General features: G+C 70.2%; 23 protein-coding genes and 1 tRNA gene. 11 read left to right on the top strand and 13 right to left on the bottom strand.

The features are described 5' to 3' along the window. Positions 1-103 precede the first annotated feature (103 nt). Together ACWGSM_RS11250 and ACWGSM_RS11245 are read left to right on the top strand one after the other, a co-directional pair. A complete protein-coding gene (locus ACWGSM_RS11250) occupies positions 104-832 on the top strand; it encodes a response regulator transcription factor (protein WP_452323005.1) in 729 nt (242 codons plus the stop codon). Positions 833-871: 39 nt separating this feature from the next. Next, positions 872-2,404, top strand: a complete 1,533-nt coding sequence (locus ACWGSM_RS11245) for a sensor histidine kinase (RefSeq protein ID WP_452323004.1) — start codon at positions 872-874, stop codon at positions 2,402-2,404. On the opposite strand, the gene ACWGSM_RS11240 is transcribed toward ACWGSM_RS11245, so the two are convergent. The 6 genes from ACWGSM_RS11240 to ACWGSM_RS11215 form a co-directional block, all read right to left on the bottom strand. Continuing rightward, positions 2,398-3,954 (bottom strand): FAD-dependent oxidoreductase, encoded by a 1,557-nt coding sequence (locus ACWGSM_RS11240; RefSeq protein ID WP_452323003.1) that lies wholly within the window; start codon positions 3,952-3,954, stop codon positions 2,398-2,400. The two genes, ACWGSM_RS11245 and ACWGSM_RS11240, sit on opposite strands and share 7 nt — an antisense overlap. A gap of 69 nt (positions 3,955-4,023) precedes the next feature. Further along, positions 4,024-4,899 carry an FAD:protein FMN transferase gene (locus ACWGSM_RS11235; RefSeq protein WP_452323002.1) on the bottom strand — a complete coding sequence of 292 codons (876 nt, stop codon included), beginning with the start codon at positions 4,897-4,899 and terminating at the stop codon, positions 4,024-4,026. A 6-nt stretch (positions 4,900-4,905) separates the two neighbouring features. After that, entirely contained in the window at positions 4,906-5,358 is a 453-nt protein-coding gene (locus ACWGSM_RS11230; RefSeq protein WP_452323001.1) for an FMN-binding protein, read from the bottom strand. Positions 5,359-5,421: 63 nt separating this feature from the next. Beyond that, the gene (locus ACWGSM_RS11225) at positions 5,422-6,456 is read right to left on the bottom strand and encodes a ribose-phosphate diphosphokinase (RefSeq protein WP_452323000.1); all 1,035 of its coding nucleotides are present in this window, start codon (positions 6,454-6,456) and stop codon (positions 5,422-5,424) included. Positions 6,457-6,461: 5 nt separating this feature from the next. Then, positions 6,462-7,892 (bottom strand): bifunctional UDP-N-acetylglucosamine diphosphorylase/glucosamine-1-phosphate N-acetyltransferase GlmU, encoded by a 1,431-nt coding sequence (gene glmU / locus ACWGSM_RS11220; RefSeq protein ID WP_452322999.1) that lies wholly within the window; start codon positions 7,890-7,892, stop codon positions 6,462-6,464. Position 7,893: 1 nt separating this feature from the next. Beyond that, positions 7,894-7,965: transfer RNA gene (locus tag ACWGSM_RS11215), tRNA-Gln, on the bottom strand. A gap of 103 nt (positions 7,966-8,068) precedes the next feature. Here ACWGSM_RS11215 and ACWGSM_RS11210 point away from each other — a divergent pair. After that, entirely contained in the window at positions 8,069-8,563 is a 495-nt protein-coding gene (locus tag ACWGSM_RS11210) for a MarR family winged helix-turn-helix transcriptional regulator (protein WP_452322998.1), read from the top strand. A gap of 34 nt (positions 8,564-8,597) precedes the next feature. Further along, on the top strand, positions 8,598-9,578 hold the full coding sequence (locus ACWGSM_RS11205) for a pseudouridine synthase (protein ID WP_452323038.1): 981 nt from the start codon (positions 8,598-8,600) through the stop codon (positions 9,576-9,578). Here the strand turns inward: ACWGSM_RS11205 and ACWGSM_RS11200 are convergent. The 5 genes from ACWGSM_RS11200 to ACWGSM_RS11180 form a co-directional block, all read right to left on the bottom strand. Further along, complete coding sequence (locus ACWGSM_RS11200; RefSeq protein WP_452322997.1) at positions 9,535-10,305, bottom strand: class I SAM-dependent methyltransferase; 771 nt, start codon at positions 10,303-10,305, stop codon at positions 9,535-9,537. The genes ACWGSM_RS11205 and ACWGSM_RS11200 overlap by 44 nt on opposite strands. A gap of 55 nt (positions 10,306-10,360) precedes the next feature. After that, on the bottom strand, positions 10,361-11,020 hold the full coding sequence (locus ACWGSM_RS11195; protein WP_452322996.1) for a methionine ABC transporter permease: 660 nt from the start codon (positions 11,018-11,020) through the stop codon (positions 10,361-10,363). Next, complete coding sequence (locus tag ACWGSM_RS11190) at positions 11,020-12,063, bottom strand: methionine ABC transporter ATP-binding protein (protein WP_452322995.1); 1,044 nt, start codon at positions 12,061-12,063, stop codon at positions 11,020-11,022. The genes ACWGSM_RS11195 and ACWGSM_RS11190 overlap by 1 nt, the downstream gene beginning before the upstream one ends. A 107-nt stretch (positions 12,064-12,170) precedes the next feature. Next, on the bottom strand, positions 12,171-13,067 hold the full coding sequence (locus tag ACWGSM_RS11185; protein ID WP_452322994.1) for a MetQ/NlpA family ABC transporter substrate-binding protein: 897 nt from the start codon (positions 13,065-13,067) through the stop codon (positions 12,171-12,173). A gap of 72 nt (positions 13,068-13,139) precedes the next feature. Then, positions 13,140-13,691 carry a MarR family winged helix-turn-helix transcriptional regulator gene (locus ACWGSM_RS11180; RefSeq protein ID WP_452322993.1) on the bottom strand — a complete coding sequence of 184 codons (552 nt, stop codon included), beginning with the start codon at positions 13,689-13,691 and terminating at the stop codon, positions 13,140-13,142. A gap of 77 nt (positions 13,692-13,768) precedes the next feature. On the opposite strand from ACWGSM_RS11180, the gene idi reads away from it, so the two are divergent. Genes idi through ACWGSM_RS11145 form a run of 7 tightly spaced genes read left to right on the top strand, consistent with a single transcriptional unit; the run spans position 13,769 to position 19,284 of the window. Further along, positions 13,769-14,332, top strand: a complete 564-nt coding sequence (idi, locus tag ACWGSM_RS11175) for an isopentenyl-diphosphate Delta-isomerase (RefSeq protein ID WP_452322992.1) — start codon at positions 13,769-13,771, stop codon at positions 14,330-14,332. Further along, entirely contained in the window at positions 14,329-15,375 is a 1,047-nt protein-coding gene (locus ACWGSM_RS11170; protein ID WP_452322991.1) for a polyprenyl synthetase family protein, read from the top strand. Before idi ends, ACWGSM_RS11170 begins: the two co-directional genes overlap by 4 nt. After that, complete coding sequence (locus tag ACWGSM_RS11165; protein ID WP_452322990.1) at positions 15,372-16,244, top strand: phytoene/squalene synthase family protein; 873 nt, start codon at positions 15,372-15,374, stop codon at positions 16,242-16,244. Before ACWGSM_RS11170 ends, ACWGSM_RS11165 begins: the two co-directional genes overlap by 4 nt. Then, positions 16,241-17,806, top strand: coding sequence for a phytoene desaturase family protein (gene crtI / locus ACWGSM_RS11160; protein WP_452322989.1), 1,566 nt, complete (start codon positions 16,241-16,243; stop codon positions 17,804-17,806). Before ACWGSM_RS11165 ends, crtI begins: the two co-directional genes overlap by 4 nt. Continuing rightward, positions 17,803-18,132, top strand: coding sequence for a lycopene cyclase domain-containing protein (locus tag ACWGSM_RS11155; RefSeq protein WP_452322988.1), 330 nt, complete (start codon positions 17,803-17,805; stop codon positions 18,130-18,132). Before crtI ends, ACWGSM_RS11155 begins: the two co-directional genes overlap by 4 nt. Next, the gene (locus tag ACWGSM_RS11150; protein ID WP_452322987.1) at positions 18,129-18,437 is read left to right on the top strand and encodes a lycopene cyclase domain-containing protein; all 309 of its coding nucleotides are present in this window, start codon (positions 18,129-18,131) and stop codon (positions 18,435-18,437) included. The genes ACWGSM_RS11155 and ACWGSM_RS11150 overlap by 4 nt, the downstream gene beginning before the upstream one ends. Then, entirely contained in the window at positions 18,427-19,284 is an 858-nt protein-coding gene (locus ACWGSM_RS11145) for a prenyltransferase (RefSeq protein WP_452322986.1), read from the top strand. Before ACWGSM_RS11150 ends, ACWGSM_RS11145 begins: the two co-directional genes overlap by 11 nt. An 18-nt stretch (positions 19,285-19,302) precedes the next feature. Here the strand turns inward: ACWGSM_RS11145 and ACWGSM_RS11140 are convergent, their stop codons facing one another. Both ACWGSM_RS11140 and ACWGSM_RS11135 read right to left on the bottom strand, forming a co-directional pair. Beyond that, positions 19,303-21,111 carry an ABC-F family ATP-binding cassette domain-containing protein gene (locus ACWGSM_RS11140; protein WP_452322985.1) on the bottom strand — a complete coding sequence of 603 codons (1,809 nt, stop codon included), beginning with the start codon at positions 21,109-21,111 and terminating at the stop codon, positions 19,303-19,305. Then, positions 21,111-21,515: a hypothetical protein gene (locus ACWGSM_RS11135; RefSeq protein ID WP_452322984.1), complete on the bottom strand. Its 405-nt coding sequence runs from the start codon at positions 21,513-21,515 to the stop codon at positions 21,111-21,113. The genes ACWGSM_RS11140 and ACWGSM_RS11135 overlap by 1 nt, the downstream gene beginning before the upstream one ends. Positions 21,516-21,563: the final 48 nt, after the last annotated feature.

Raw genomic sequence — 21,563 nt, 5'->3', positions numbered from 1 at the left:
CGTCCCGATCGGTGCGCGTCCCTGGCGACGACCGGGAGACCTGCACAGGTGACGCATAGGAGATCCAAGGGAATCTCGATGTCGATGCGCGCACAATGGAGCCATGAGCACCGAGCATCCCGACCTGCGTCGTCCTGACGGAACTCCGCTGCGCATCCTCGCCGTCGACGACGAGCCGATGCTCACCGACCTGCTCGCCATGGCGCTGCGCATGGAGGGCTGGGAGGTGCGCACCGCAGCCTCGGGCCTGGAGGCCCTGCAGGTGGCGCGCGACTTCGAACCGGATGCCCTCGTGCTCGACGTCATGATGCCCGACCTCGACGGCATGAGCGTGCTGCGCCGGCTGCGGGAATCCGGCAACCTCGTGCCCGTCGTCTTCCTGACGGCGAAGGACGCCGTCGCCGACCGCATCGCCGGGCTGACCGCGGGCGGCGACGACTACGTCACCAAGCCGTTCAGCCTCGAAGAGGTCATCGCGCGGCTGCGGGCCGTCATCCGCCGCTCGGGTCAGGGCCAGACCGACGACGAGCAGTCGATCCTCCGAGTCGCCGACCTCTCCCTCAACGAGGACAGCCACGAGGTGATGCGCGGCGACGACGAGATCGAGCTCACCGCGACGGAGTTCGAGCTGCTGCGCTTCCTCATGCGCAATGAGCGGCGCGTACTGTCGAAGGCGCAGATCCTCGACCGGGTGTGGAGCTACGACTTCGGCGGCAAGTCGTCGGTGGTCGAGCTGTACATCTCGTACCTGCGCAAGAAGATCGACGCCGGCCGCACCCCCCTGCTGCACACCGTGCGCGGCGTCGGCTACATGATCAAGTCACCGCAGTAGCCCATGCTCCCCCACCCGTTGAGCCTTCAGGCGCGGCTGATGGCCGCGGTGATCGGGTTCGTCTCGCTCATCCTCGTGATCGTCGCGATCATCACCAGCGCGACGCTGGGCAAGACCCTCGAAGACGATCTGCAGAGGAAGCTCGAGGCCACGTCGAACGTGACGACGGCGCTGGTCACCAGCCGCGCCGACGCGGCGGCGAGCCGCGGCGAGCCGCTCACCGCCGCGGATGCGGTCAGCGGCGGCATCGTGCAGACCGGCAGCCTCCTGCTCGCGGTGCTGCCCCCCAACACACCCGCATCCGGGGTGATCGTCACCCCCGAGTCGCGGCGGGATCTGCCGGCCCGTGATCTGCTGACGCTCACCTCCGCGCTGCAGGAGTCCGGGTCGGCGACCGTCACCCTGCACGACGTCGGCTCGTTCCGGGTGACCGTCGACCGCACCGACAACAGCGTGGTCGTGATCACCGGCCTGCCCCGCGCCGAGGTGCAGCACACGATGACGTCGCTGTTCACCGTGATCGCCCTCGCCACCCTCGGCGGGCTGATCCTGCTGGCGCTCACCACCGCGCTCACGATCAGCATGGGTCTGCGTCCGCTGCGCGCGGTCGCGGCGACCGCCTCGCGCGTCGCCGGCCAGCCGCTCGATCGCGGCGAGGTGAGCATCACCGAGCGCGTGCCCGACTACGAGGCCGATCCGCGTACCGAGGTCGGGCGGGTGGGGGTCGCGCTGAACACCCTCCTCGACCACGTCGACTCCTCGCTCTCGGCCCGCCAGCGCAACGAGGAGCGCATGCGTCGGTTCGTGGCGGATGCCAGCCACGAGCTGCGCACGCCACTCGCGTCGATCCGCGGGTACTCCGAACTGTCGCTGCGGGCGCTGCGCCAGTCGCACGACGACTCCACCGTCGAGAACACCACCTCGGCGCTGGAGCGCATCCAGGCGCAGTCGCTGCGCATGACGCGACTCGTCGAGGATCTGCTGCTGCTCGCCCGGCTCGACGAGGGCGCCGAGCTCGTGCACGGTGAAGTCGACCTGTCGCAGCTGGCCGTCGAGGCCCTCGCCGACGCGCAGCCCACAGGCCCCGGCCACCGCTGGAAGCTCGAGACCCCCGGCGAGCCGGTCATCGTGGCCGGCGACGTCGGGCGGCTGCATCAGGTGGTCGGCAATCTGCTCGCCAATGCCCGCGCGCACACGCCGGAGGGCACGACTGTCACCCTGTCGCTGACGGCCACCCCGGCGGGCGCCGAGCTCCGGGTGCATGACGACGGACCCGGCATCGATCCCGCCGTGCGCGAGGAGCTGTTCGCCCGCTTCGCCCGTGGCGACGTGTCGCGGGCACGGCAGACCGGCGGCACGGGGCTCGGTCTCGCGATCGCCAAGGCGATCGTCGAGGGCCATGGCGGCACCATCGCGGTCGAGAGCGCGCCGGGCGACACGTCGTTCACCGTGCGTCTGCCGCGCGGCGAGCAGCCGACGCCACCACCGGCATCATCAGCACCGGAGCGGTCGTCGCCGGCGCATCCGGACCAGCCCCGCCATCTGGACCAACCCGGGCATCCGGCTCAGTAGCCGGCGAACGCGTCGGTCGTGACCCCGCGGGCCTTCTGCAGCGCCGGTGCGAGATCGGCGATGAGACGCGGCGGACCCGAGATGTACGCGTGCCGGATAGCGAGGTCGGGCACCATGCGGTGCAGGCCGTCAGCGTCGAGGCGGATACCCTGCGCCCACGTCCAATGCGGCGGCAGGTCTGCAGGCTCGTCGGGCGTGAACACGATCGTCCGGGCGCCGGTCTCGGCCAGCTCGTCGCGGAAGGCGAGCTCGGCCGCCTCGGCCGCCACGTAGACGAGCACGACGTCGCGCTCGGCACCCGTCGCCTGCAGCTGGCGCAACTGCGACACGAAGGGTGTCACGCCGATGCCGGCCGCGACCATGAGCACGGGGGTGCGTCCGCGCGGCAGCACGAAGTCGCCCCAGGTTCCGGTGACGGCGAGCACCGCGCCCGGCTCGGCCGCTTTCAGCGCTCGTTTGTAGCTCGAGGGATGCTTCTGATCACCGTCCTTGTAGGCGATGCGCAGGGTGGGCAGGTCGGCGGGCGCGGAGACGATGCTGAACTCGCGGCGGGTGCCCCTGGCATCCGGATTGCGGTGCGGCACCTCGAGCTCGAGGTACTGCCCCGCGATGAACCGCAGCCGGCCCTTCGTCCGGAACGTGAGCTCCTGCGCGGTCGGAGTGACGAAAGTGCGGCCGGTGAGCACGAGCCGCACCGAGCTGCGCAGCGCGAACGCGAACGCGAGCAGGTTGCCGATCAGCAGAGCGCGCTCCTGACCGAGCGTGAACAGCGAGCCGATCGCGATCGGCCATCCGGCGAGCACGCCCACGAGTGCCGCGACGCTGTACTGCTGCCAGCGCCGGGGCGGCAGGGTGAGCGGCTCGGAGAGCATGAACGCGCCGAGGAACAGGTACGGCGCCTGCGTGAGGGCGAAGACGACGGCCTCTCCCAGCGCGAGATCGAGTCCGAAGCCGAACAGCTGCACCTGCACGGCCTGACGCACCACCGAGACGATGACCGCGACGAGCAGGAAGGCGAGCACGATCCGCACCTTCTCGGTGCGCCACAGCACGATCAGACCGAGAAGCGCGACGAACGGCGAGAGCCACGGGGTGCCCACCCACCACGCCGAGAAGGTGCCGAGGCCGAAGATCGTCACGACGGCGGCTCCGAATGCCGCGGGATTGAAGATGTGCCTCCCGCGCCACGCGATGAGGTACTTCGACAGGCTCGCCAGCACACCTGCGATCGCCGTCCCCGCCAGGCCCGCCGGGGTGAGCGAGGGCTGCAGCACGAACAGCAGGATGAGTGCGGTGACCAACGACGACTCGATGCGCCACGGCAGGCGCAGGACACGCTGCGCGACCGCGTCGACCGCGGAGATCGACACGGCCAGCGCGGCGAAGGATGCCACGATCTCGCCCGCTGCCGGTCCCACGAGACCTGCGAGCGACAACCCGAGCGCGATGACCGCGAGACCCGCGAGGGCGAAGAGCACGAGCCGGTACATCGAGAGAGCGCCGAGCACGGCCAGCACACGCTGTCGCACGGCGAGGAACGCAGTGATCACCGTTCTACTCTTCCGTATCCCGGCCGCTCGGGCTCGATGAGCGCACCGGCAAGCCGTTCCTCCGCATCCTCAGCCCCCGCCCTCGGTGAACAGCACACCGGGGAAGCCGCTCGAGCACTCCACGCGCCCGTCGCTCGACATCCGCACCCAGTGGGCACCCCAGCGGTCGGCGAGCTCAGCGCCGCCGTCGAAGAACAGCCCCGTCGCCGCGGCGTCGGCGTGCAGTGCGTCGTGGGCGAGGGCCCAGGTGGCGACCCAGGTGGTCACCGGCAGCCCGGTGCGTCCGTCGAGCACGTGATGCAGTCCGCTCCCCCAGGCGCGGCGCGTCACCGCAGACGCGCACAGCGCGGCATCCCTCACCTCCACCACGCCGACCGCGGAGGTGGGATCGTACGGGTGCTCGAGCGCGATTCGAGCCGTGCCGCCGCGCACGCGGAGATCACCGCTGCCGTCGACCGTCACCCGTCCCGGCAGGTGCGCCAGTGCGTCGCTGACCAGGTCGACCAGCCGGCCCTTGCCGACGGCGCCGACATCGATCACCGCCGGCTCGTCGAGGGTCAGCCCCCGGCCGTCGCAGCGCAGCATCCGCTCCCACTCGGCGGGAGCCGTCTGGGGCGTTCTCGGGCGCAGCGTGAGAGCAGCATCGTAGCCGAGAGCGTCGAGCGCCGATCCGATCAGCGGGGTGACGCCGCCGTCGGTCGCGCGTGCGAGCGCGCGATAGACCTCGAGCATCGCCTCGGCGTCGCCGGCGGCGGTCGGAGTCAGCTCTGCCGTGCCGCCGTGCGAACGCAGGGAGGAGACGACGGAGTCGTCACGGAAGCGCGACCAGACCGCATCGAACGCCTCGATGATCTCGCCGACGCACGCGCGAGCAGATCCGTCCGGCGGCTCGGCGGTCTCGATCTCCCAGCGCGTGCCGATGGCGTCGAACCGCCACGAGTGCATCCCTGATCACTCGGCCGCGGCTGCGGCTGCGGCCTCGTCCTTGATCCTGACCACGGCCTGATCGAACCCGGCGCTGGTGAGCGACGATCCGGCGACGCGGTCGACGTGCAGCTCATCGAGCTTCCTGCCGACCACGACGTCCGAGATGCCCGCGATGAACTGGCCCTGGAAGTTCTTCGACTCCGGCGCCAGCGGGTCGCCGACCACCTCGACGTCGGTGACCGTGTCGTCCGCGATCGTGAGGGTCACCGCGATCGTCTCGACCGTCTCGGGTGTGCGGTACGACCCCTCTGCCGCGTAGGTGCCGTCGGCATACGGCGCGCTCGCGTCGGTGCTCAGCGGGGACGGGTCGGGCTTCGTCGTGTCCGCGTCTGCGGCGCCCGAGCATCCGGCGAGCATGAGCGCGCCGGCGACGCCGAGCAGAGCGGTTCCGGTGCGGGCTGCGGGGTGCACGTTCATGCCTCCAGCTTGGGGCATCCGGCTATGAGGAATCCGGATGCCGTCGTCGCTGCGTGCCGAGGATCAGGCGTCTCCGCCGAACATGCTCGTCACGGAGCCGTCTTCGAACACCTGCTTGATCGCGGTGGCGAGCAGCGGCGCGATCGGCAGGATCGTGAGCCCGTCCCACTGTCGCGACTCGGTGAGCGGGATCGTGTCTGTGACGACGACCTGGTCGATCGAGTCGTCCTGCAGGCGCTCGGATGCCGGGTCGCTGAACACGGCGTGCGTGGCCGCGACGATCACCTTGCGGGCGCCGTTCGACTTGAGCGCCTGCGCGGCCTTGACGATCGTGCCGCCGGTGTCGATCATGTCGTCGACGAGCAGGCAGGTGCGGCCGCCGACGGCTCCGACGATCTCGTGCACCGAGACCTGGTTGGCGACCTTCGGGTCGCGACGCTTGTGGATGATCGCAAGCGGCGCGCCCAGGCTGTCGGACCACGTGTCGGCCACGCGCACGCGACCCATGTCGGGCGACACGATCGTGAGGGTCTCGCGGTCTTCGGCGGTGAGCGTTCCCTGGAAGTGCTCGAGCAGCACGGGCTTGGCGAACAGGTGGTCGACGGGGCCGTCGAAGAAGCCCTGGATCTGCGCCGCGTGCAGGTCGACGCTCATCACGCGGTCGGCGCCGGCGATCTTGAGCATGTCGGCCACCAGGCGGGCCGAGATCGGCTCGCGGCCGCGACCCTTCTTGTCCTGACGGGAGTACGGGTAGTACGGGGCGACGACCGTGATGCGCTTGGCCGACGCGCGCTTGGCAGCGTCGAGCATGATCAGCGTCTCCATGAGCCACTCGTTCACCGGCTCGCCGAAGGACTGCACGATGAACAGGTCGCAGCCGCGGATCGACACCTCGAAGCGGGCGTAGATCTCACCCGAGGCGAAGGTGCGGTGCTCGACGGGAGCCGCCTCCTGGCCGAGGGCCGCGGCGACGGCGGCGGTCAGCTCGGGATGCGAGCGTCCGCCGGCGACGACGAGACGCTTCTTCGTCTTCGAGATCAGACCGGGAGCGACCCCGTTCTCACGATCGAGTGCGACCTTCTTCTTCTTGTTGCCCATGCGACTTATTCCGCCGATCGTTCGCGGGCCGCCGCATCTGCTGCGCCCGTGCCTGCTCTGTTCTTCTCGACCCACCCGTCGATGTTGCGCTGGGGGGCCACGCTCATGGCCAGGGCACCGGCGGGCACATCCTTGCGGACGACAGCGCCGGCACCGGTCTTCGCACCTGCTCCCAGCCTAACGGGCGCGACGAGTACGGTGTGCGAGCCGGTGTGCACCTCGTCGCCGACCACCGTGCGGTGCTTGTTGACATCGTCGTAGTTCGCGGTGATCGTGCTGGCGCCGAGGTTCACGCCGCGGCCGATGGTGGCATCGCCGACGTACGACAGGTGCGGCACCTTGCTGTTCTCGCCGATCTCGGCGTTCTTCGTCTCGACGTACGCGCCGATCTTGCCGCCCGCGCCGAGCACGGTGCCGGCACGGAGGAACGAGAACGGGCCGACGGTGGCGTTCGCACCGATCACCGAGAGGTTCGCGTCAGTGCGCTTGACCACCGCATCCTCCCCGACCTCGCAGTCCACCAGCGTGGTGTCGGGCCCGACGGTGGCGCCTTCCGCGATGACCGTGGCGCCCAGGATCTGGGTGTTCGGCAGGATCGTCACATCGGGCGACAGCTTGGCGTCGTCGTCGATCCACGTGGTGTCGGGGTCGACGATGGTGACGCCCTCGCGCTGCCAGCGACGCACGATGCGCTGGTTGAGCAGGCGCCCGACGAGCGCGAGCTGCGCGCGGTCGTTGACGCCGTACGTCACGGTGACATCCGAGACGACCGATGCCGCCACGCGGTCGCCGTCGCGGCGCAGCAGCCCGGGCACGTCGGTCAGGTACATCTCGCCCTGCGCGTTGTCGAGCCCGATCTCGGGCAGGTAGCGGCGCAGCGTCTCGGAGCGGAACGCGTACATTCCGGCGTTGATCTCGCGGACGGATGCCTCGTCGTCGCTGGCATCCTTCTGCTCGACGATGCGGTCGACTCCACCGTCGGCATCGCGGATAACCCGTCCGTAGCCGGTCGGATCGTCGACAACAGCGGTCATCAGCGTCGCCGGAGCGCCCGACGTGCGGTGCTCGTCGAGGAAGGACGCGAGGGTGTCGACGTCGGCGAGCGGGCAGTCGCCGGAGAGCACGAGCACGTCGCCGTCGAAATCGGCGGGCAGGGCGTCGACCGCGACCTGCACGGCACGGCCGGTGCCCGGTACGTCGTCCTGGTCGACGAACACGGCATCGGGGTAGTCCCCGGCAAGAGCGGTGACCACCTGCTCGCGCTCGTGCCGCACCACGACCTCGATGTGCGACGCGCCCAGCGAACGAGCAGTCGTCAGCACGTGACCGACCAGCGGTCGCCCGGCGATCTCGTGCAGCACCTTGGGTCGGCGGGACTTCATGCGGGTGCCCTGGCCCGCGGCGAGCACGATGATGGCGAGATTGTTCTGCGTCATGCTCCGCCGCCAGGATTCGAACCTGAACCTCACAGCTCCAAAGGCTGTCGTGCTGCCGTTACACCACGGCGGACCGCGGCCCTCCGCCTCGCGAGCGGCGACCGCGGGTCAATTCTGCCACGCCCGACCCGGCCCTCCCGTCCGGAGGGTGGCCGCAGGCAGGCGATAATGAGCTCATGCACGAGGCGGATGAGGTCGACAGGATCGTCGGCGCCTGGCACACCCAGCGCCCCGACCTGGACTTCTCGCCTCTCGAGGTGCTCTCGCGCATGGACCGCCTTTCGCGTCATCTCGACCGGGCACGGCGCGAGGTGTTCCGCCGCAGCGACATCGAACCGTGGGAGTGGGATGTGCTCTCGGCGCTGCGCCGCGCCGGCGCGCCGTTCCAGCTCTCGCCCAAGCAGCTGCTGCAGCAGACCCTGGTCTCGAGCGGCACGATGACCAACCGCATCGACCGTCTGGTGGGACGTCGATTCGTGCGTCGCGAGTCGGACCCGCAGGACGGACGCAGCGTGCTGGTCACCCTGACCGACGAGGGACGGGTGCGGGTCGATGCCGCGATCACCCGCCTCGTCGACGCCGAGGCCGTGCTGCTGCGCGCGCTGCCCCGCACCGACCGAGAGCGGCTCGCGGGGCTGCTGCGCAAGCTCAGCCTGAGTTTCGACTCGTGAGCATCCCGGTTCCGGGGCGAGGCCGCTGATGGCCATGCTCTCTCCCCTTCCCGTGCGCGACGGCGTCGGCGCCACGCGGCTGCATCTGCCGCTGACCGGGCCGTGGCCGACGATCGGCGCGTACATGGCCGAGCGCTTCTTCCACCTCGAGCCCGAGCGACTGCTGTCGCGCTTCGATCGCGGTGAGATCGTCGCCCGCGACGGCTCGTCGCTCACCCGCCAGACCCCGCTGGGCGCGCACGAGTTCGTCTGGTACTACCGCGAGCCGCCGGTCGAGCGCGAGATCCCGTTCGAGATCGACGTGCTGCATCAGGACCGCGATCTGGTCGTGGCCGACAAGCCGCACTTCCTGCCGACGACCCCGGGCGGCAAGTATCTGCAGAACTCCGCCCTGGTGCGGCTGCGCAACCTGCTCGGCATCCCGCAGCTCACCCCGATCCACCGCCTCGATCGGGCGACCGCCGGTCTGCTGATGTTCTCCGTCCGCCCCGAGACCCGCGGCGCCTACCAGCTGCTGTTCGAGCGGCGGCAGGTCGAGAAGGTGTACGAGGCGGTGTCCGCACGCCCGGCGGGATGGGATGCGGCATCCCCCGCTCTGGCCGGACGGCCCTTCCCGATCGTGTACCGCAACCACATCGAGAAGCTGCGTGCGAACGTGTGCGTGCGGGTCGACGACGCGCGCGAGCCGAACTCCGAGACGCTCGTCGAACTGCTCGGCTTCGACGAGCGGGTCGTGCACACCCTGCTGCGCCCGCACTCCGGACGCATGCACCAGCTGCGCGTGCATCTGGCGTCGCTCGGCGCGGGCATCCTGAACGACGGCTTCTACCCGGTGCTGCTGCCCGAGGCGCCCGACGACTTCACCCGGCCGCTGCAGCTGCTCGCCCGCGAGCTGCGCTTCGACGATCCGCTCAGCGGGGCGCCCCGCGAGTTCGTCACCCGGCGAACCCTTCAGGATGCTCCGGCCGGCGTCAGGCCGGAGCCGCGCCCCTCGCCGCCCACGCGACCGCAGTGAGGGTGAACGGACGATCCGGGTCGTCCAGGTCCTCACGGACGGCCGCACGCACGGCATCCAGCTGGTCGGGGGTCAGCGCCTGCACGTACTGTCCGATCGGCCCGATCTTCGCGGTGTACCCGGCCCACAGATCGTCGGCGTCGGCGTAGCGGGCTGTCGCGACGATCTCGGTCGCGCGGATGTCGACGAGTCGTGCGCCGTCGAGCAGCGCCGCCAGCTCGCCTTCCCGCCGTCCGACCAGCCGTTCGTCCACCGGAGCCACCCCGAGCACCCGGTGCGCCGCCTTCCAGAACTGTGCGATGCCCTGCATGCGGAGGTGATCCCAGAAGCACAGCGCCACCACGCCGTCGGCGCGGGTGACCCGGGCCATCTCACGCACCCCCTGCTGCGGGTCGGACATGAATCCGACCGCGAGCGACGACAGTGCGGCATCGAAGCCGCTGTCGGGGTAGGGCAGCTCCTCCGCCACCCCCTCGACGACCTCGGCTCCCGCCACCCGCCCGCGGCAGGCCGCGACGAACGGAGGCGAAGGATCGATCGCGGACACGTTCGCGGCTCCGACCCGGCGAGCCAGCTCGATCGTCAGCCCGCCCGGTCCGCATCCGACGTCGAGCACGCTGCCCGCTCTCACTCCGGCGAATTCCGCGAAAGCCGGCGCGAGCGAGGGCAGGTAGCGACCGATGAGAAGGTCGTAGCCGTCTGCAGCGTGGAACATCTCGGTACCCATGACATGCCTTTCCACCTGCTGCGAGGATGGCACGCGCTTCGTCGTCGCGAAAGGGCTATCGGCGCATGATCCGGCGCGCGAGCCAGGTGCCCAGCGTCTGCGCGAAGTGCACGAACACGACGATCAGCAGCACGGCGGCCCACATCACGACCGGCTCGAACTGGCGACGCCCGTAGGTGAGGGCGAAGTTGCCGAGACCGCCGGCGCCGATGTACCCGGCCATCGCCGTCATGTCGATGAGCGCCACGATGACGAAGGTGTAGCCCAGCACGAGCGGGCCCAGCGCCTCCGGGATGACCACGGTGAACAGGGTGCGCCAGGGCCCGGCTCCCATCGCGCGCGCCGCCTCGATGACACCGGGTGAGACGCCGACCAGGTGCTGCTCGACGATGCGCCCGATGGCGAACATCGACGCGACCACGAGAGCGACGATCGCCGCGTTGGTGCCGATGCCGCTGCCCACGACGAAGCGGGAGAACGGGATCAGCACCGTGATGAGGATCACGAACGGGATCGGCCGGAAGAAGTTGATGAACAGATTCAGCACGAACGACGCCGCGCGGTTCTGCAGCATGCCGCCCGGCCTGGTGAGGTACAGGCCCATGCCGATCAGGCCACCGAGGATGCCGCCGAAGAGCAGGGTCAGCGACACCATGTACAGAGTCTCGACAGCTGCCTGCCAGAACTCCGGGGCGAGTTCGACGAGACGATCCATCAGAGCTCCTCCTCCCGCTCGATGTCGGTCACCTCGACCTGGCGGCCGATGCGGGCGAGTGCCTCGTCGATGCGCGTCTCATCGCCGCGGATGGCGAGGGTCAGGTGGCCGAACGCCCGACCGCGGATGTCGTTGATGCCGCCGAACACGAGTTCGAACTCCAGCCCCGCCTCTGCCAGGTCGACGAAGAGCTGCGCCTGGGACGGCCCGCCGTCGCGGAACGAGAAAGTCACGAGACGCCCGCCGTGCCGCTCGCGCAGCACGGCCCGCTCGGCCGGAGAGGGGACGCCCTTGACCACCGTCCCCACGAAGCGCTGCGAGGCCGGATGCCGGGGAGCCGAGAAGACCTCGAACACGTCGCCCTGCTCGATCACGCGACCGCGATCCATCACGGCGACCTTCGTCGCGATCGTCTGGATCACGTCCATCTCGTGCGTGATCACCACGATGGTCACCCCCTGCTCCTCGTTGACCCGCTTGAGCAGGGCGAGCACCTCGTGCGTGGTCTCGGGGTCGAGCGCACTGGTGGCCTCGTCGGCGAGCAGGATCGCGGGGCGGGTCGCGAGCGCACGCGCGATCCCGACGCGCTGCTTCTGACCGCCGGAGAGCTGCTCGGGGTACGAGCGTGCCTTGTCGCTGAGGCCGACGAACGACAGCAGCTCGGTGACGCGCGCGTCGATGTCGGGCTTCGCCCAGCCGGCGAGCTTCAGCGGGTACGCGATGTTGGCCCGCACGGTCTTCGCCGAGAACAGGTTGAACTGCTGGAAGATCATGCCGATGCCGGTGCGCACCGCTCGCAGCTCGCGCTCCGAGAGCGCGGTGACCTCGATGTCGTCGACGGTGATCCGCCCCTCGGTGGCGGGCTCCAGCGCGTTGATGAGACGAACGAGGGTGGACTTGCCGGCTCCCGAATAGCCGATGATGCCGTAGACGTCCCCCTTCTCGATGTGCAGGGTGACGTCGTCGACCGCGGTGACCTGCTCCCCTGCGCGCTGCGGGGACGGGTATCGCTTCGACACGTTCTCGAGCGAGACGATGGGCATGGGTTCACTCCGGTTTCGGGTGGGTGGGGGGTGTCGGGTCGGCCACCCGAACACGGAGAATCGGGCGACGCACATCGCGCCGCCCGATTCTCTCAGATCCGCGCGGATCAGCTGTTGCCGGCGACGTCCTTCTGCACGGTCTTCAGCGTCTTCGCCAGGTCCTCCTGGGAGAGCTGCACCGTCACGCCGGTTCCGCCGGACGACTCGGCGAGGCCCTTCTGCACAGCCTCGTCGGTCTGGAAGATCTCGATGAGCTTCAGGTAGGTCTCGTTGTCGGCGTCGTCTGCGCGCGAGGCGAAGATGTTCACGTAGGGGGCGGCGGCCGGGTCGGACGCGTCGTCCGTGAACAGCGCGTCGTCGAACTTCAGGCCCGCCTGTTCGACGAAGTCGTTGTTGATGATGGCGGCTGCGACGTCGGGCAGCGCCTCGGGGGTCAGCGCAGCCTCGAGAGCGGTCACCTTGACCTTGGACTTCGCCTCGTCGATGTCCGACAGGTCGGAGAACGGCGAGCCGCCGTCCTTGAGCTCGATGAGGCCGGCCGACTGCAGCACGAGCAGTCCACGCGCCTGGTTCGATGCGTCGTCGGGGACGGCGACCGTCTCGCCCTCGGCGATGTCCTCCACGTCGTCGTACTTCGACGAGTACAGCCCGAGCGGGTAGGTCTGCGTCGAGCCGATGGCGACCAGATCCTCGCCGGCCGCCTCGTTGTACTGGGCGAGGTAGATCACGTGCTGGAACTGATTGAGGTCGATCTCGCCCTCGGTCAGTGCCGGGTTGGGAAGCTCGTACGACCCGAAGTCGACCAGGTCGATTTCGATGCCCGCGGCTTTCGCCGCCTTCTCGAAGGCGGCCCACTGCGGGTCGCTCTTGCCGACCACGCCGATCGTGATGACGTCGGCGGCGGCGCCGTCGGATCCGGCGTCGGCGGATGCGCAGCCGGTGAGACCGGTGACGAGGGCGACTGCTGCGGCTGCAGCGCTGAGGGTGGTGAAACGGCGGGACATTCTCGGGTTCTTCCTCTCGTGGGGGACTCCGAAAACGTATGCGGGATCGTGCGCCACCTCAGAATCGGCTCGTCACACAGCGTCACGCTGGGCGGTGGCCGCCATCGCGTCGAAGAAGTCGGCGACGGTGCGGCGCTGCTCGCGGCTGAGCTCGGCGATGACGTCGAAGCGGCGGGCGTGCTCGCGACCGACCGTCGCGCGGGCGGAATGGCGAGTCTCCTCGGTCACCTCGATGACGAGGCTGCGGCGATCGTCCGGGTGGGCGCGGCGCACGACGTGACCGCCGCGCTCGAGGCGGTCGAGCAGCTTGGTCGTGGAAGCGGTGGAGATCCCGAGCTGGCCGGCCATGGCGCTGGGGGTCATCGGGAGCCTCTGGTTTCCCGCGGCGATGAGCATGCGCAGCGCCCTCATGTCGCTCTCACTCAGGCGCATGTACCGCTGCGACGCCTCGCTGTGCTCACGCTCGGCCTCACGCCAGCGACGCATGGCCTCGAGCACCTCGAGCACGCTCTCCAACTCGCCCGGTGCGAGGTCGCCGGTGCGCACGATCTCCTGTTCCGGGTCGTTCAGGCGCGGGTCGTGCATGACCGGGCCCGGCGCACCGGACGGGGTGACCTTGGGCATGCGGTCGATTCTACGCCAGATGTGGATATATCCCGAGTTGAAAGCTAGCCTGTCTAGCGAATACACAGGAGGCCGAAGTGACCTACTCCCCCGAGCGCGTGATCCTTCTCGACGACGACGGAAACCCGAGCGGTGCCGCCCCGAAGGACGAGGTGCACCACCACGCGACCCCCCTGCACCTCGCCTTCTCGTGCCACGTGCGCGACGACGAGGGCCGGCTGCTGCTGACCCGGCGGGCGCTGACGAAGCGCGCCTGGCCCGGCACCTGGACGAATGCGTTCTGCGGTCACCCCGCGCCGTTCGAGGCCATTCCGGACGCCGTGCATCGCCGCGCGCAGGATGAGCTCGGGCTCGAGATAGCGGATCTGCAGCTCGAGCTGCCGGACTTCCGATACCGGGCCGTGGATGCCTCGGGTGTGGTCGAGAACGAGATCTGCCCTGTCTACACCGCCCGCGCGGTCGGAGAGCCTACGCTCAACCCGGACGAGGCGATGGATGCCCGCTGGGTCAGCCCGGAGGATCTCGCCGCCGCGCTCACCGCGGCACCGTGGGCGTTCAGCCCCTGGCTCGTGCTGCAGGCGCAACAGCTCTCGGCGACCGCCGGATCCATACACGCCACCGCGTGGCGGAGGGTCGCATGAGGCTGGAGACAGCGGTCGACCCACACCTGGACGAGATCATCGAGCGGTTCTTCGCGGACCGGATCGAACGAGCGGATGCGATGGGCGGCCGCTACGGCGATCTGTGGCGCAGGGCGGCGGACGCCACCCAGGGCGGGAAGCGTCTGCGACCCCGGCTGCTGCTGCTCGCGCACGAGAGCCTGGGCGGTGTCGAGGAGCACTCGGCGCTGTGCGCGGCGGCGGCCTTCGAGGTGCTGCACACCGCCCTGCTCATGCACGACGACGTGCTCGACCGCGATCTGGTGCGCCGCGGCAAGCCGAACCTCGCCGGCCGATTCGCCGCCGCGGCGCTCGACGACGGGCACGCGCCGCACACCGCCACGGCGTGGGGTGAGGCGTCGGCTCTGCTCGCCGGCGACCTGCTGATCAGCGGCACGCACGTGCTCGTCGCAGAGGTCGGGCATCCGGTCGCTGCAACCCTGCACCGCGTGATCGATGACGCGCTGATCCTCACCGCCGCGGGAGAGCACGCCGACGTCGGCTACGCGAAGGGTGTCATGCACGCCGAGCAGGAGGACATCCTGCGGATGATCGAGCAGAAGACCGCCGCGTACTCGTTCGCCGCACCGCTGCGGGTGGGGGCGCTGCTCGCCGGCGCCACCGACCAGGTCGTCGAGGCGCTGGAGTGGATCGGATCGCGGCTGGGGCTGCTGTATCAGCTGCGCGACGACGCCCTGGGGGTGTTCGGTGCCGAGAGCAGCACCGGGAAGAGCGTCATCGGCGACCTGCGTGAGGGCAAGCGCACCCTGCTTGTCGCCTTCGCCGAGGGCACCCCGGAGTGGGAGGCCGTGCGCCCCCTGTTCGGGCGCGCCCCGCTCGAGACGTCCGACGCCGACCGGCTGCGCGCCGCGCTGGTGGCCTGCGGCGCGGTCGAGCGCATGCAGCGGGTCATCGACGGTGTGCTGCACGACGTGCTGCACGCGATCGCCATCGCTCCTCTGCCCACCGGGCTGCGCACCGAACTCGCGCAGATCGCCGAACGCTGCGCGGAGCGGCAGTCGTGAGGGCCGAACGGGCGATCGACCTGTACACCCGCACGGCGCATGCGGCTTCGGCGCACGTGATCAGCGGATACTCGACGTCGTTCGGATATGCGAGCCGGCTGCTGCCACGCGACGTGCGCGGGGGGATCGCCGATGTCTACGCCCTCGTGCGCGTCGCCGACGAGATCGTGGACGGCCCGGCGTCGGAGGCGGGTCTGGAGCAGACCGAGGTGCTGGCCATCCTCGACGCGCTCGAGCAGGACACCCTGCACGCGATCGCCCGCGGGTTCAGCGCGAACCTCGTGGTGCACGCGTTCGCCGCCACGGCGCGGCGCACCGGCATCGGCGCCGAGCTCGTGCAGCCCTTCTTCGAATCGATGCGGATGGATGTCACCGCGCACCCGCGCTTCGATCTCGAGCAGTACCGCCGCTACATCCACGGCTCCGCCGAGGTGGTGGGCTCGATGTGCCTGCGGGTGTTCGCGCTCGAGCATCCGGGATTCACGCTCGACGACCAGCTCGAAGAGGGGGCGCGTCGCCTGGGCGCGGCGTTCCAGAAGGTGAACTTCCTGCGTGACCTGGCGGATGACGCCGGGCGGCTGGGCCGCTCGTACATCCCTGGCCTCGACCCGCAGACCTTCACCGACCGCGAGAAGGAAGCCGTCGTCGACGAGATCGCTGAGGACCTCGCCGTCGCACGCGAGGCGATCGCCCGGCTGCCGCGGGGCTCCCGGCGGGCGACGACGGCGGCCGCGGCGCTCTTCGGCCGGCTCAACGAGCAGCTGCGCGCGACCCCGGCCGTCGCGCTGCGCTCCACCCGCGTCTCGGTTCCGCTCGGACGCAAGCTGCGCATCCTGGCGAACGCCGCAGCAGGAAGGAAGACCGCATGAGGCGCGTCGTCGTCATCGGCGGAGGCATCTCGGGCCTCGCCACCGCCGCTCTGCTCGCCCGGGACGGCGCGTCCGTCACCCTCGTCGAAGCGCGAGACGAGCTGGGCGGCCGGGCCGGCAGCTGGGAGTCGGGCGGCTTCCGCTTCGACACCGGCCCGTCGTGGTACCTGATGCCCGAGGTGTTCGATCACTTCTTCCGCCTGCTCGGCACCTCATCGGCGGAGCAGCTCGACCTCGTGCGACTCGACCCGGCCTACCGGGTGTACTTCGAAGACGACGCGGAGCCGTTCGATCTGCCCGCCGACGGCGCCAGGGACGCCCTCGTCGCCCTCGATCCGGATGCCGAGCAGCAGCTCGACCGCTACCTCGCCTCCGCCGCGGACACCTACGATCTGGCCACATCGACGTTCCTGTACAGCACCTACGAGTCGCTGCGCCCGCTGCTCACGCCGCGCACCCTGCGCGGGCTGCCGACGCTCACGCGCCTGCTCGCAGAGCCGCTCGACCGGCGCATCGGCCGTCACAGCCGCGAGCCGCGCGTGCAGCAGATCCTCGGGTACCCGGCGGTGTTCCTCGGCACCTCGCCCGCGAAGGCCCCGGGCATGTACCACCTGATGAGTCATCTCGACATCGGGCAGGGCGTGCTGTACCCGCGCGGCGGGTTCACCGCCGTGATCGCGGCCATCGCCCGCGTGGCGAGGGCGGAGGGGGTCGACATCCGCACCGGATGCCGTGCCACGCGCATCACGGTCGACGGCGGCGCCGCGACGGGTGTCGAGGTCGCACTCGCGGACGGCACGGGCGAGCAGCTGCCCGCGGATGTGGTGGTGTCGACCGCTGACCTGCACGTCACCGAGCAGCAGCTGCTGGATCCTGAGCACCGTACGAGGTCGGATGCCTGGTGGGACGGACGCGACCCGGGCCCTGGCGCTGTGCTCGCCCTGCTCGGCGTGCGCGGCGAGCTGCCGCAGCTCGCGCACCACACGCTGCTGTTCACGAAGCAGTGGGAGGAAGGGTTCGACGCGATCTACGGCAGGGGGCGTCGCGGCGAAGGCAGGCGGATCCCCGATCCGGCATCGCTGTACGTCTGCCGCCCCAGTGCGACCGATGACGTCGCCCCCGAGGGGCACGAGAATCTGTTCGTGCTCATCCCGGTGCCCGCCGATACGTCGATCGGCGCCGGAGGCGTCGACGGCGCCGGAGATGAGCGGGTCGAGCGCGCGGCTGACGCCGCGATCGACCAGATCGCGGCCTGGTGCGGTGTGCCCGACCTGCGAGAGCGCATCGTCGTGCGACGCACGATCGGCCCCGCCGACTTCGAACGCGACTTCGGCGCCTGGCGCGGGGGTGCCCTCGGCCCCGCGCACACCCTGCGGCAGAGCGCGTTCCTGCGCGGGGCGAACACGTCGTCGAAGGTCGACGGGCTGCTGTACGCGGGCGCCACGACCATCCCGGGCATCGGCCTGCCGATGTGTCTGATCAGCGCCGAGCTGGTCGTGAAGAGTCTGCGCGGCGACGTCTCGGCAGGGCCCCTGGCCGAGCCGCTGGCGGCGACGCTGTGAGCGCCGCCTACCTGATCGCCCTGCTCGTGTCGCTCGCGGGCATGGTGCTGCTCGATGTGCGCCACCGGCTGTTCCTCGGCCGAGACCCGGCACGAGCGGGGATCGTGCTGCTGCTGGGCACGGCGTTCTTCCTGCTCTGGGATCTCGCGGGGATCGGCCTCGGCATCTTCTTCCGCGATGACGGCGCGTTCGCCACCGGCATCCTGCTCGCCCCCGAGCTGCCGATCGAGGAGCCGATCTTCCTGCTGTTCCTGTGCGAGCTGACCATGGTGCTCGTCTGCGGCGCCGAGAAGGTGCTCGCTGCCCGACGGAAGGCGAGGGCATGAGCTACGTGCTGCTGTGCGCGGGATTCCTCGTCGCGGCCGTCGTGGTCGCGCTCGTCGTGCGACGCCGCGATCGGATGCCGTCCGCGGCGTCGCTGCTGGTGGTCGCGGCGACGCTCGTGCTGCTCACCGCCGTGTTCGACAACGTGATGATCGTCGTGGGTCTCTTCGACTATTCGAGTGCGCACATCTCGGGCATCCGGATCGGCGAAGCCCCGCTCGAGGACTTCGCCTATCCGCTCGCGGCGGTCATCCTGCTGCCGGCGCTGTGGTCGCGGCTGCGGAGGGAGCGGGCCGATGATCGGTGATCTGCTGGCCGCATCGCGGCCGCTCAGCTGGATCAACACCGCGTACCCGTTCGCGGCCGCGTATCTGCTCGTCGCGGGCGGCGTCGACGCCCGCTGGGTGGTGGGCACCCTGTTCTTCCTCGTGCCGTACAACCTGGCGATGTACGGCATCAACGACGTGTTCGACTACGCCTCCGACCTCGCGAACCCGCGCAAGGGCGGAGTCGAGGGGGCGCTGCTGTCGCCGCAGCGGCACCGCACCGTGCTCGTGACGTCGATCGCGCTGAGTGCGCCGTTCGTCGTCGCGCTGATCGTGCTCGGCTCGCCCCTGTCGTGGCTGATCCTGGCGATCAGCCTGTTCGCGGTCGTCGCGTACTCGGCGCCGCCGTTCCGCTTCAAAGAGGTGCCGGTGCTCGACTCGGTCACCTCGAGCATCCACTTCGTGAGTCCCGCGGTGTACGGCTTCGCCCTCGCCGGCGGCACGGTGACCCCCGGACTCGTCGCGTTGCTGAGCGCGTTCTTCCTGTGGGGGGTCGCAAGCCACGCGTTCGGCGCGGTGCAGGATGTGGTGCCCGACCGCGAGGGTGGCATCTCGTCGATCGCCACCGCGCTGGGCGCCGCGCGCACCGTGCGCCTCGCGCTCGCCTGCTGGGCCGCTGCTGGAGTGCTCATGCTCGTCACCGGGTTCCCCGGCGCGCTGGCCGCGGTGCTCGCCCTGCCGTATCTGTGGGCGGCGGCGCCCTACCGCTCGGTGTCGGATGCCGAGTCGGGTGCGGCGAACCGCGGCTGGCGGCACTTCCTGTGGATCAACTACGCGTGCGGCTTCGTCGTCACGATGCTGCTCATCGTGTACGCGCTCGGTCGGTGACCCGAGGCGAGGTGCCGCTCAGCCGAGCTCTTCGGTGAGCTCGAACCAGCGCAGCTCGAGCTCGTCGACCTCGTCCTGCTGCGCCTGGATCTGCTGCATCCGCTCGCCGAGGCCGGTGTAGTCCGACTGATCGTGATCGGCCAGCGCGTGCTTGGCCCGTTCGATCTGATCGTTCAGCTTCTGCATGCGCCGCTCGAGCGCCGCGAGCTCCTTCTCGGCCGTGCGCCGCGCGGCCCCCTCCAGACCGGATGCCCTCCCAGACAGCGCATGGGCGGCGGCTCCACCCGAGGACGACGCCGTCTGCTCGCGCTTCTCGAGGTCGCGCAGCCGCAGGTACTCGTCGATGCCGCCGGGAAGATGCCGCAGCCGTCCACGCAGCACGGCGTACTGCTGGTCGGTGACCCGCTCGAGGAAGTATCGGTCGTGGCTGACCACCAGCAGCGTGCCGGGCCACGAGTCGAGGAGGTCCTCGATGGCGGCGAGCATGTCGGTGTCCATGTCGTTGGTCGGCTCATCGAGGATGAGCACGTTCGGCTGATCGAGCAGCACGAGAAGCAGCTGCAGCCGGCGCTGCTGACCGCCCGAGAGGTCCTTCACCGGGGTCGACAGCTGCGCTGAGGTGAAGCCGAGCCGTTCCAGCAGCTGCCCTGGGGTGAGCTCTGCAGCCTTGGAACCCGTGCCGAACGTGTACGAGGTGCGCAGGCCGTCGATGACGGTGCGCACCGGGGTGTTCCAGTGCTGCTCGAGCTCATCGACCTGCTGGGTGAGCGTGCGCACCTGCACGGTCTTGCCGCGCTTCACCCGCCCGCTGGTGGGGTCGACGGTGCCCGAGACCAGACCGAGCAGGGTGGACTTGCCCGCACCGTTGACGCCGAGGATGCCGGTGCGCTCCCCCGGAGCGACGCGCCACTCGACGTCCTGCAGCACGGTCCTGTCGCCGTAGGTCACCCCGGCGTCCAGCAGGTCGACCACGTCCTTGCCCAGACGCGACACGGCCAGCGACTGCAGCGAGATGGAGTCGCGGATCGGCGGCACATCGGCGATGAGGGCGTTCGCCGCGTCGATGCGGAACTTCGGCTTGCTGGTGCGCGCGGGCGCTCCGCGGCGCAGCCAGGCCAGCTCCTTGCGGGCGAGGTTCTGCCGCTTCGCCTCGGACGCGGCAGCCATCCGGTCGCGCTCGACGCGCTGCAGGATGTAGGCGGCGTACCCGCCCTCGAACGGCTCGACGATGCGGTCGTGCACCTCCCACGTCGCCGTGCAGATCTCATCCAGGAACCAGCGATCGTGGGTGACGACCAGCAGCGCCCCGGCGTTCTTCGGCCAGCGGCCCTTCAGATGTGCGGCGAGCCAGGTGATCGCCTCGACGTCGAGGTGGTTGGTGGGCTCATCGAGCGCGATGATGTCCCAGTCGCCGACGAGCAGCCGGGCCAGCGACACCCGGCGGCGCTGCCCGCCGCTGAGCGAGGTGACCGGTGCGTCCCAACCGAGATCGGCGACGAGACCGGCGATGACGTCGCGCACCTTCGCATCCCCCGCCCACTCGTGCTCGGGCGTGTCCCCCACCACGGCACGGCCGACGGTGAGGTCGTCATCGAGGGTGTCGGCCTGGTCGAGCACGCCGATGCTCGTGCCGCCTCGCACGGTCACGCGCCCGGCATCCGGCTCTCGCCGCCCCGCGAGCATCGCGAGCAGACTCGACTTGCCGTCGCCGTTGCGGCCGACGATGCCGATGCGGTCGCCCTCGTCGACGCCGATCGTGACGGAGTCGAAGACGACCTTGGTCGGATACTCCAGGTGCAGGGCCTCAGCCCCCAGTAGATGTGCCATCACCTCAAGGCTAGGCGGTGCCTGCTCCGCGTTCGCCCATCGTCGGCGCGAGACGGCGGCCTGGGCGCCACACGCGCCCGGGGAGTCTGGTCGGTGGTGCGCCGCAGCCGTCGGGGACGCTCCACCCATCGCTGCGCCTCGTCCTCCCGCGCGCCCAGGGCGGTGACGATGTCGTGCAGCAGCACGGGATCCATGCGGGTTCGACCGGCGCGGAATGCGTCGTAGACAGTGCTGCGCGGCGGGAAGGCGGCTGCGTCGGCGACCCCGCGGTCCATCCGCTGCTCGCCGATCCGCCGTCCGATCTCGGCGTATGAGATCGTTGTGGCCTCCTTGAGCGCGACGAGGTCGGCGGCGATGCGGTCGAAGGAGTCAGGGGCGTCGCCGGACGCGGTCACCTCGCTCACTGATCCCTCCTCGGTGCCGCAGAGTCTGCGGCACTCAGCATATCCGCG

The sequence above is a fragment of the Microbacterium sp. NPDC055521 genome, from assembly GCF_053619695.1.
The sequence above is the reverse complement of the archived record's forward strand: the minus strand, read 5'-3'. Positions and strand labels throughout refer to the sequence as shown.

Bases quoted from the DNA above. Each gene is read 5' to 3' on its own strand.
- ACWGSM_RS11250 (WP_452323005.1), top strand. From the start codon at position 104: ATGAGCACCGAGCATCCCGACCTGCGTCGTCCTGACGGAACTCCGCTG.
- ACWGSM_RS11245 (WP_452323004.1), top strand. From the start codon at position 872: ATGGCCGCGGTGATCGGGTTCGTCTCGCTCATCCTCGTGATCGTCGCG.
- ACWGSM_RS11235 (WP_452323002.1), bottom strand. From the start codon at position 4,899: ATGCACTCGTGGCGGTTCGACGCCATCGGCACGCGCTGGGAGATCGAG.
- ACWGSM_RS11230 (WP_452323001.1), bottom strand. From the start codon at position 5,358: ATGAACGTGCACCCCGCAGCCCGCACCGGAACCGCTCTGCTCGGCGTC.
- ACWGSM_RS11225 (WP_452323000.1), bottom strand. From the start codon at position 6,456: ATGGGCAACAAGAAGAAGAAGGTCGCACTCGATCGTGAGAACGGGGTC.
- glmU (WP_452322999.1), bottom strand. From the start codon at position 7,892: ATGACGCAGAACAATCTCGCCATCATCGTGCTCGCCGCGGGCCAGGGC.
- ACWGSM_RS11210 (WP_452322998.1), top strand. From the start codon at position 8,069: ATGCACGAGGCGGATGAGGTCGACAGGATCGTCGGCGCCTGGCACACC.
- ACWGSM_RS11205 (WP_452323038.1), top strand. From the start codon at position 8,598: ATGCTCTCTCCCCTTCCCGTGCGCGACGGCGTCGGCGCCACGCGGCTG.
- ACWGSM_RS11200 (WP_452322997.1), bottom strand. From the start codon at position 10,305: ATGGGTACCGAGATGTTCCACGCTGCAGACGGCTACGACCTTCTCATC.
- ACWGSM_RS11195 (WP_452322996.1), bottom strand. From the start codon at position 11,020: ATGGATCGTCTCGTCGAACTCGCCCCGGAGTTCTGGCAGGCAGCTGTC.
- ACWGSM_RS11190 (WP_452322995.1), bottom strand. From the start codon at position 12,063: ATGCCCATCGTCTCGCTCGAGAACGTGTCGAAGCGATACCCGTCCCCG.
- ACWGSM_RS11185 (WP_452322994.1), bottom strand. From the start codon at position 13,067: ATGTCCCGCCGTTTCACCACCCTCAGCGCTGCAGCCGCAGCAGTCGCC.
- ACWGSM_RS11180 (WP_452322993.1), bottom strand. From the start codon at position 13,691: ATGCCCAAGGTCACCCCGTCCGGTGCGCCGGGCCCGGTCATGCACGAC.
- ACWGSM_RS11170 (WP_452322991.1), top strand. From the start codon at position 14,329: ATGAGGCTGGAGACAGCGGTCGACCCACACCTGGACGAGATCATCGAG.
- crtI (WP_452322989.1), top strand. From the start codon at position 16,241: ATGAGGCGCGTCGTCGTCATCGGCGGAGGCATCTCGGGCCTCGCCACC.
- ACWGSM_RS11150 (WP_452322987.1), top strand. From the start codon at position 18,129: ATGAGCTACGTGCTGCTGTGCGCGGGATTCCTCGTCGCGGCCGTCGTG.
- ACWGSM_RS11145 (WP_452322986.1), top strand. From the start codon at position 18,427: ATGATCGGTGATCTGCTGGCCGCATCGCGGCCGCTCAGCTGGATCAAC.
- ACWGSM_RS11140 (WP_452322985.1), bottom strand. From the start codon at position 21,111: ATGGCACATCTACTGGGGGCTGAGGCCCTGCACCTGGAGTATCCGACC.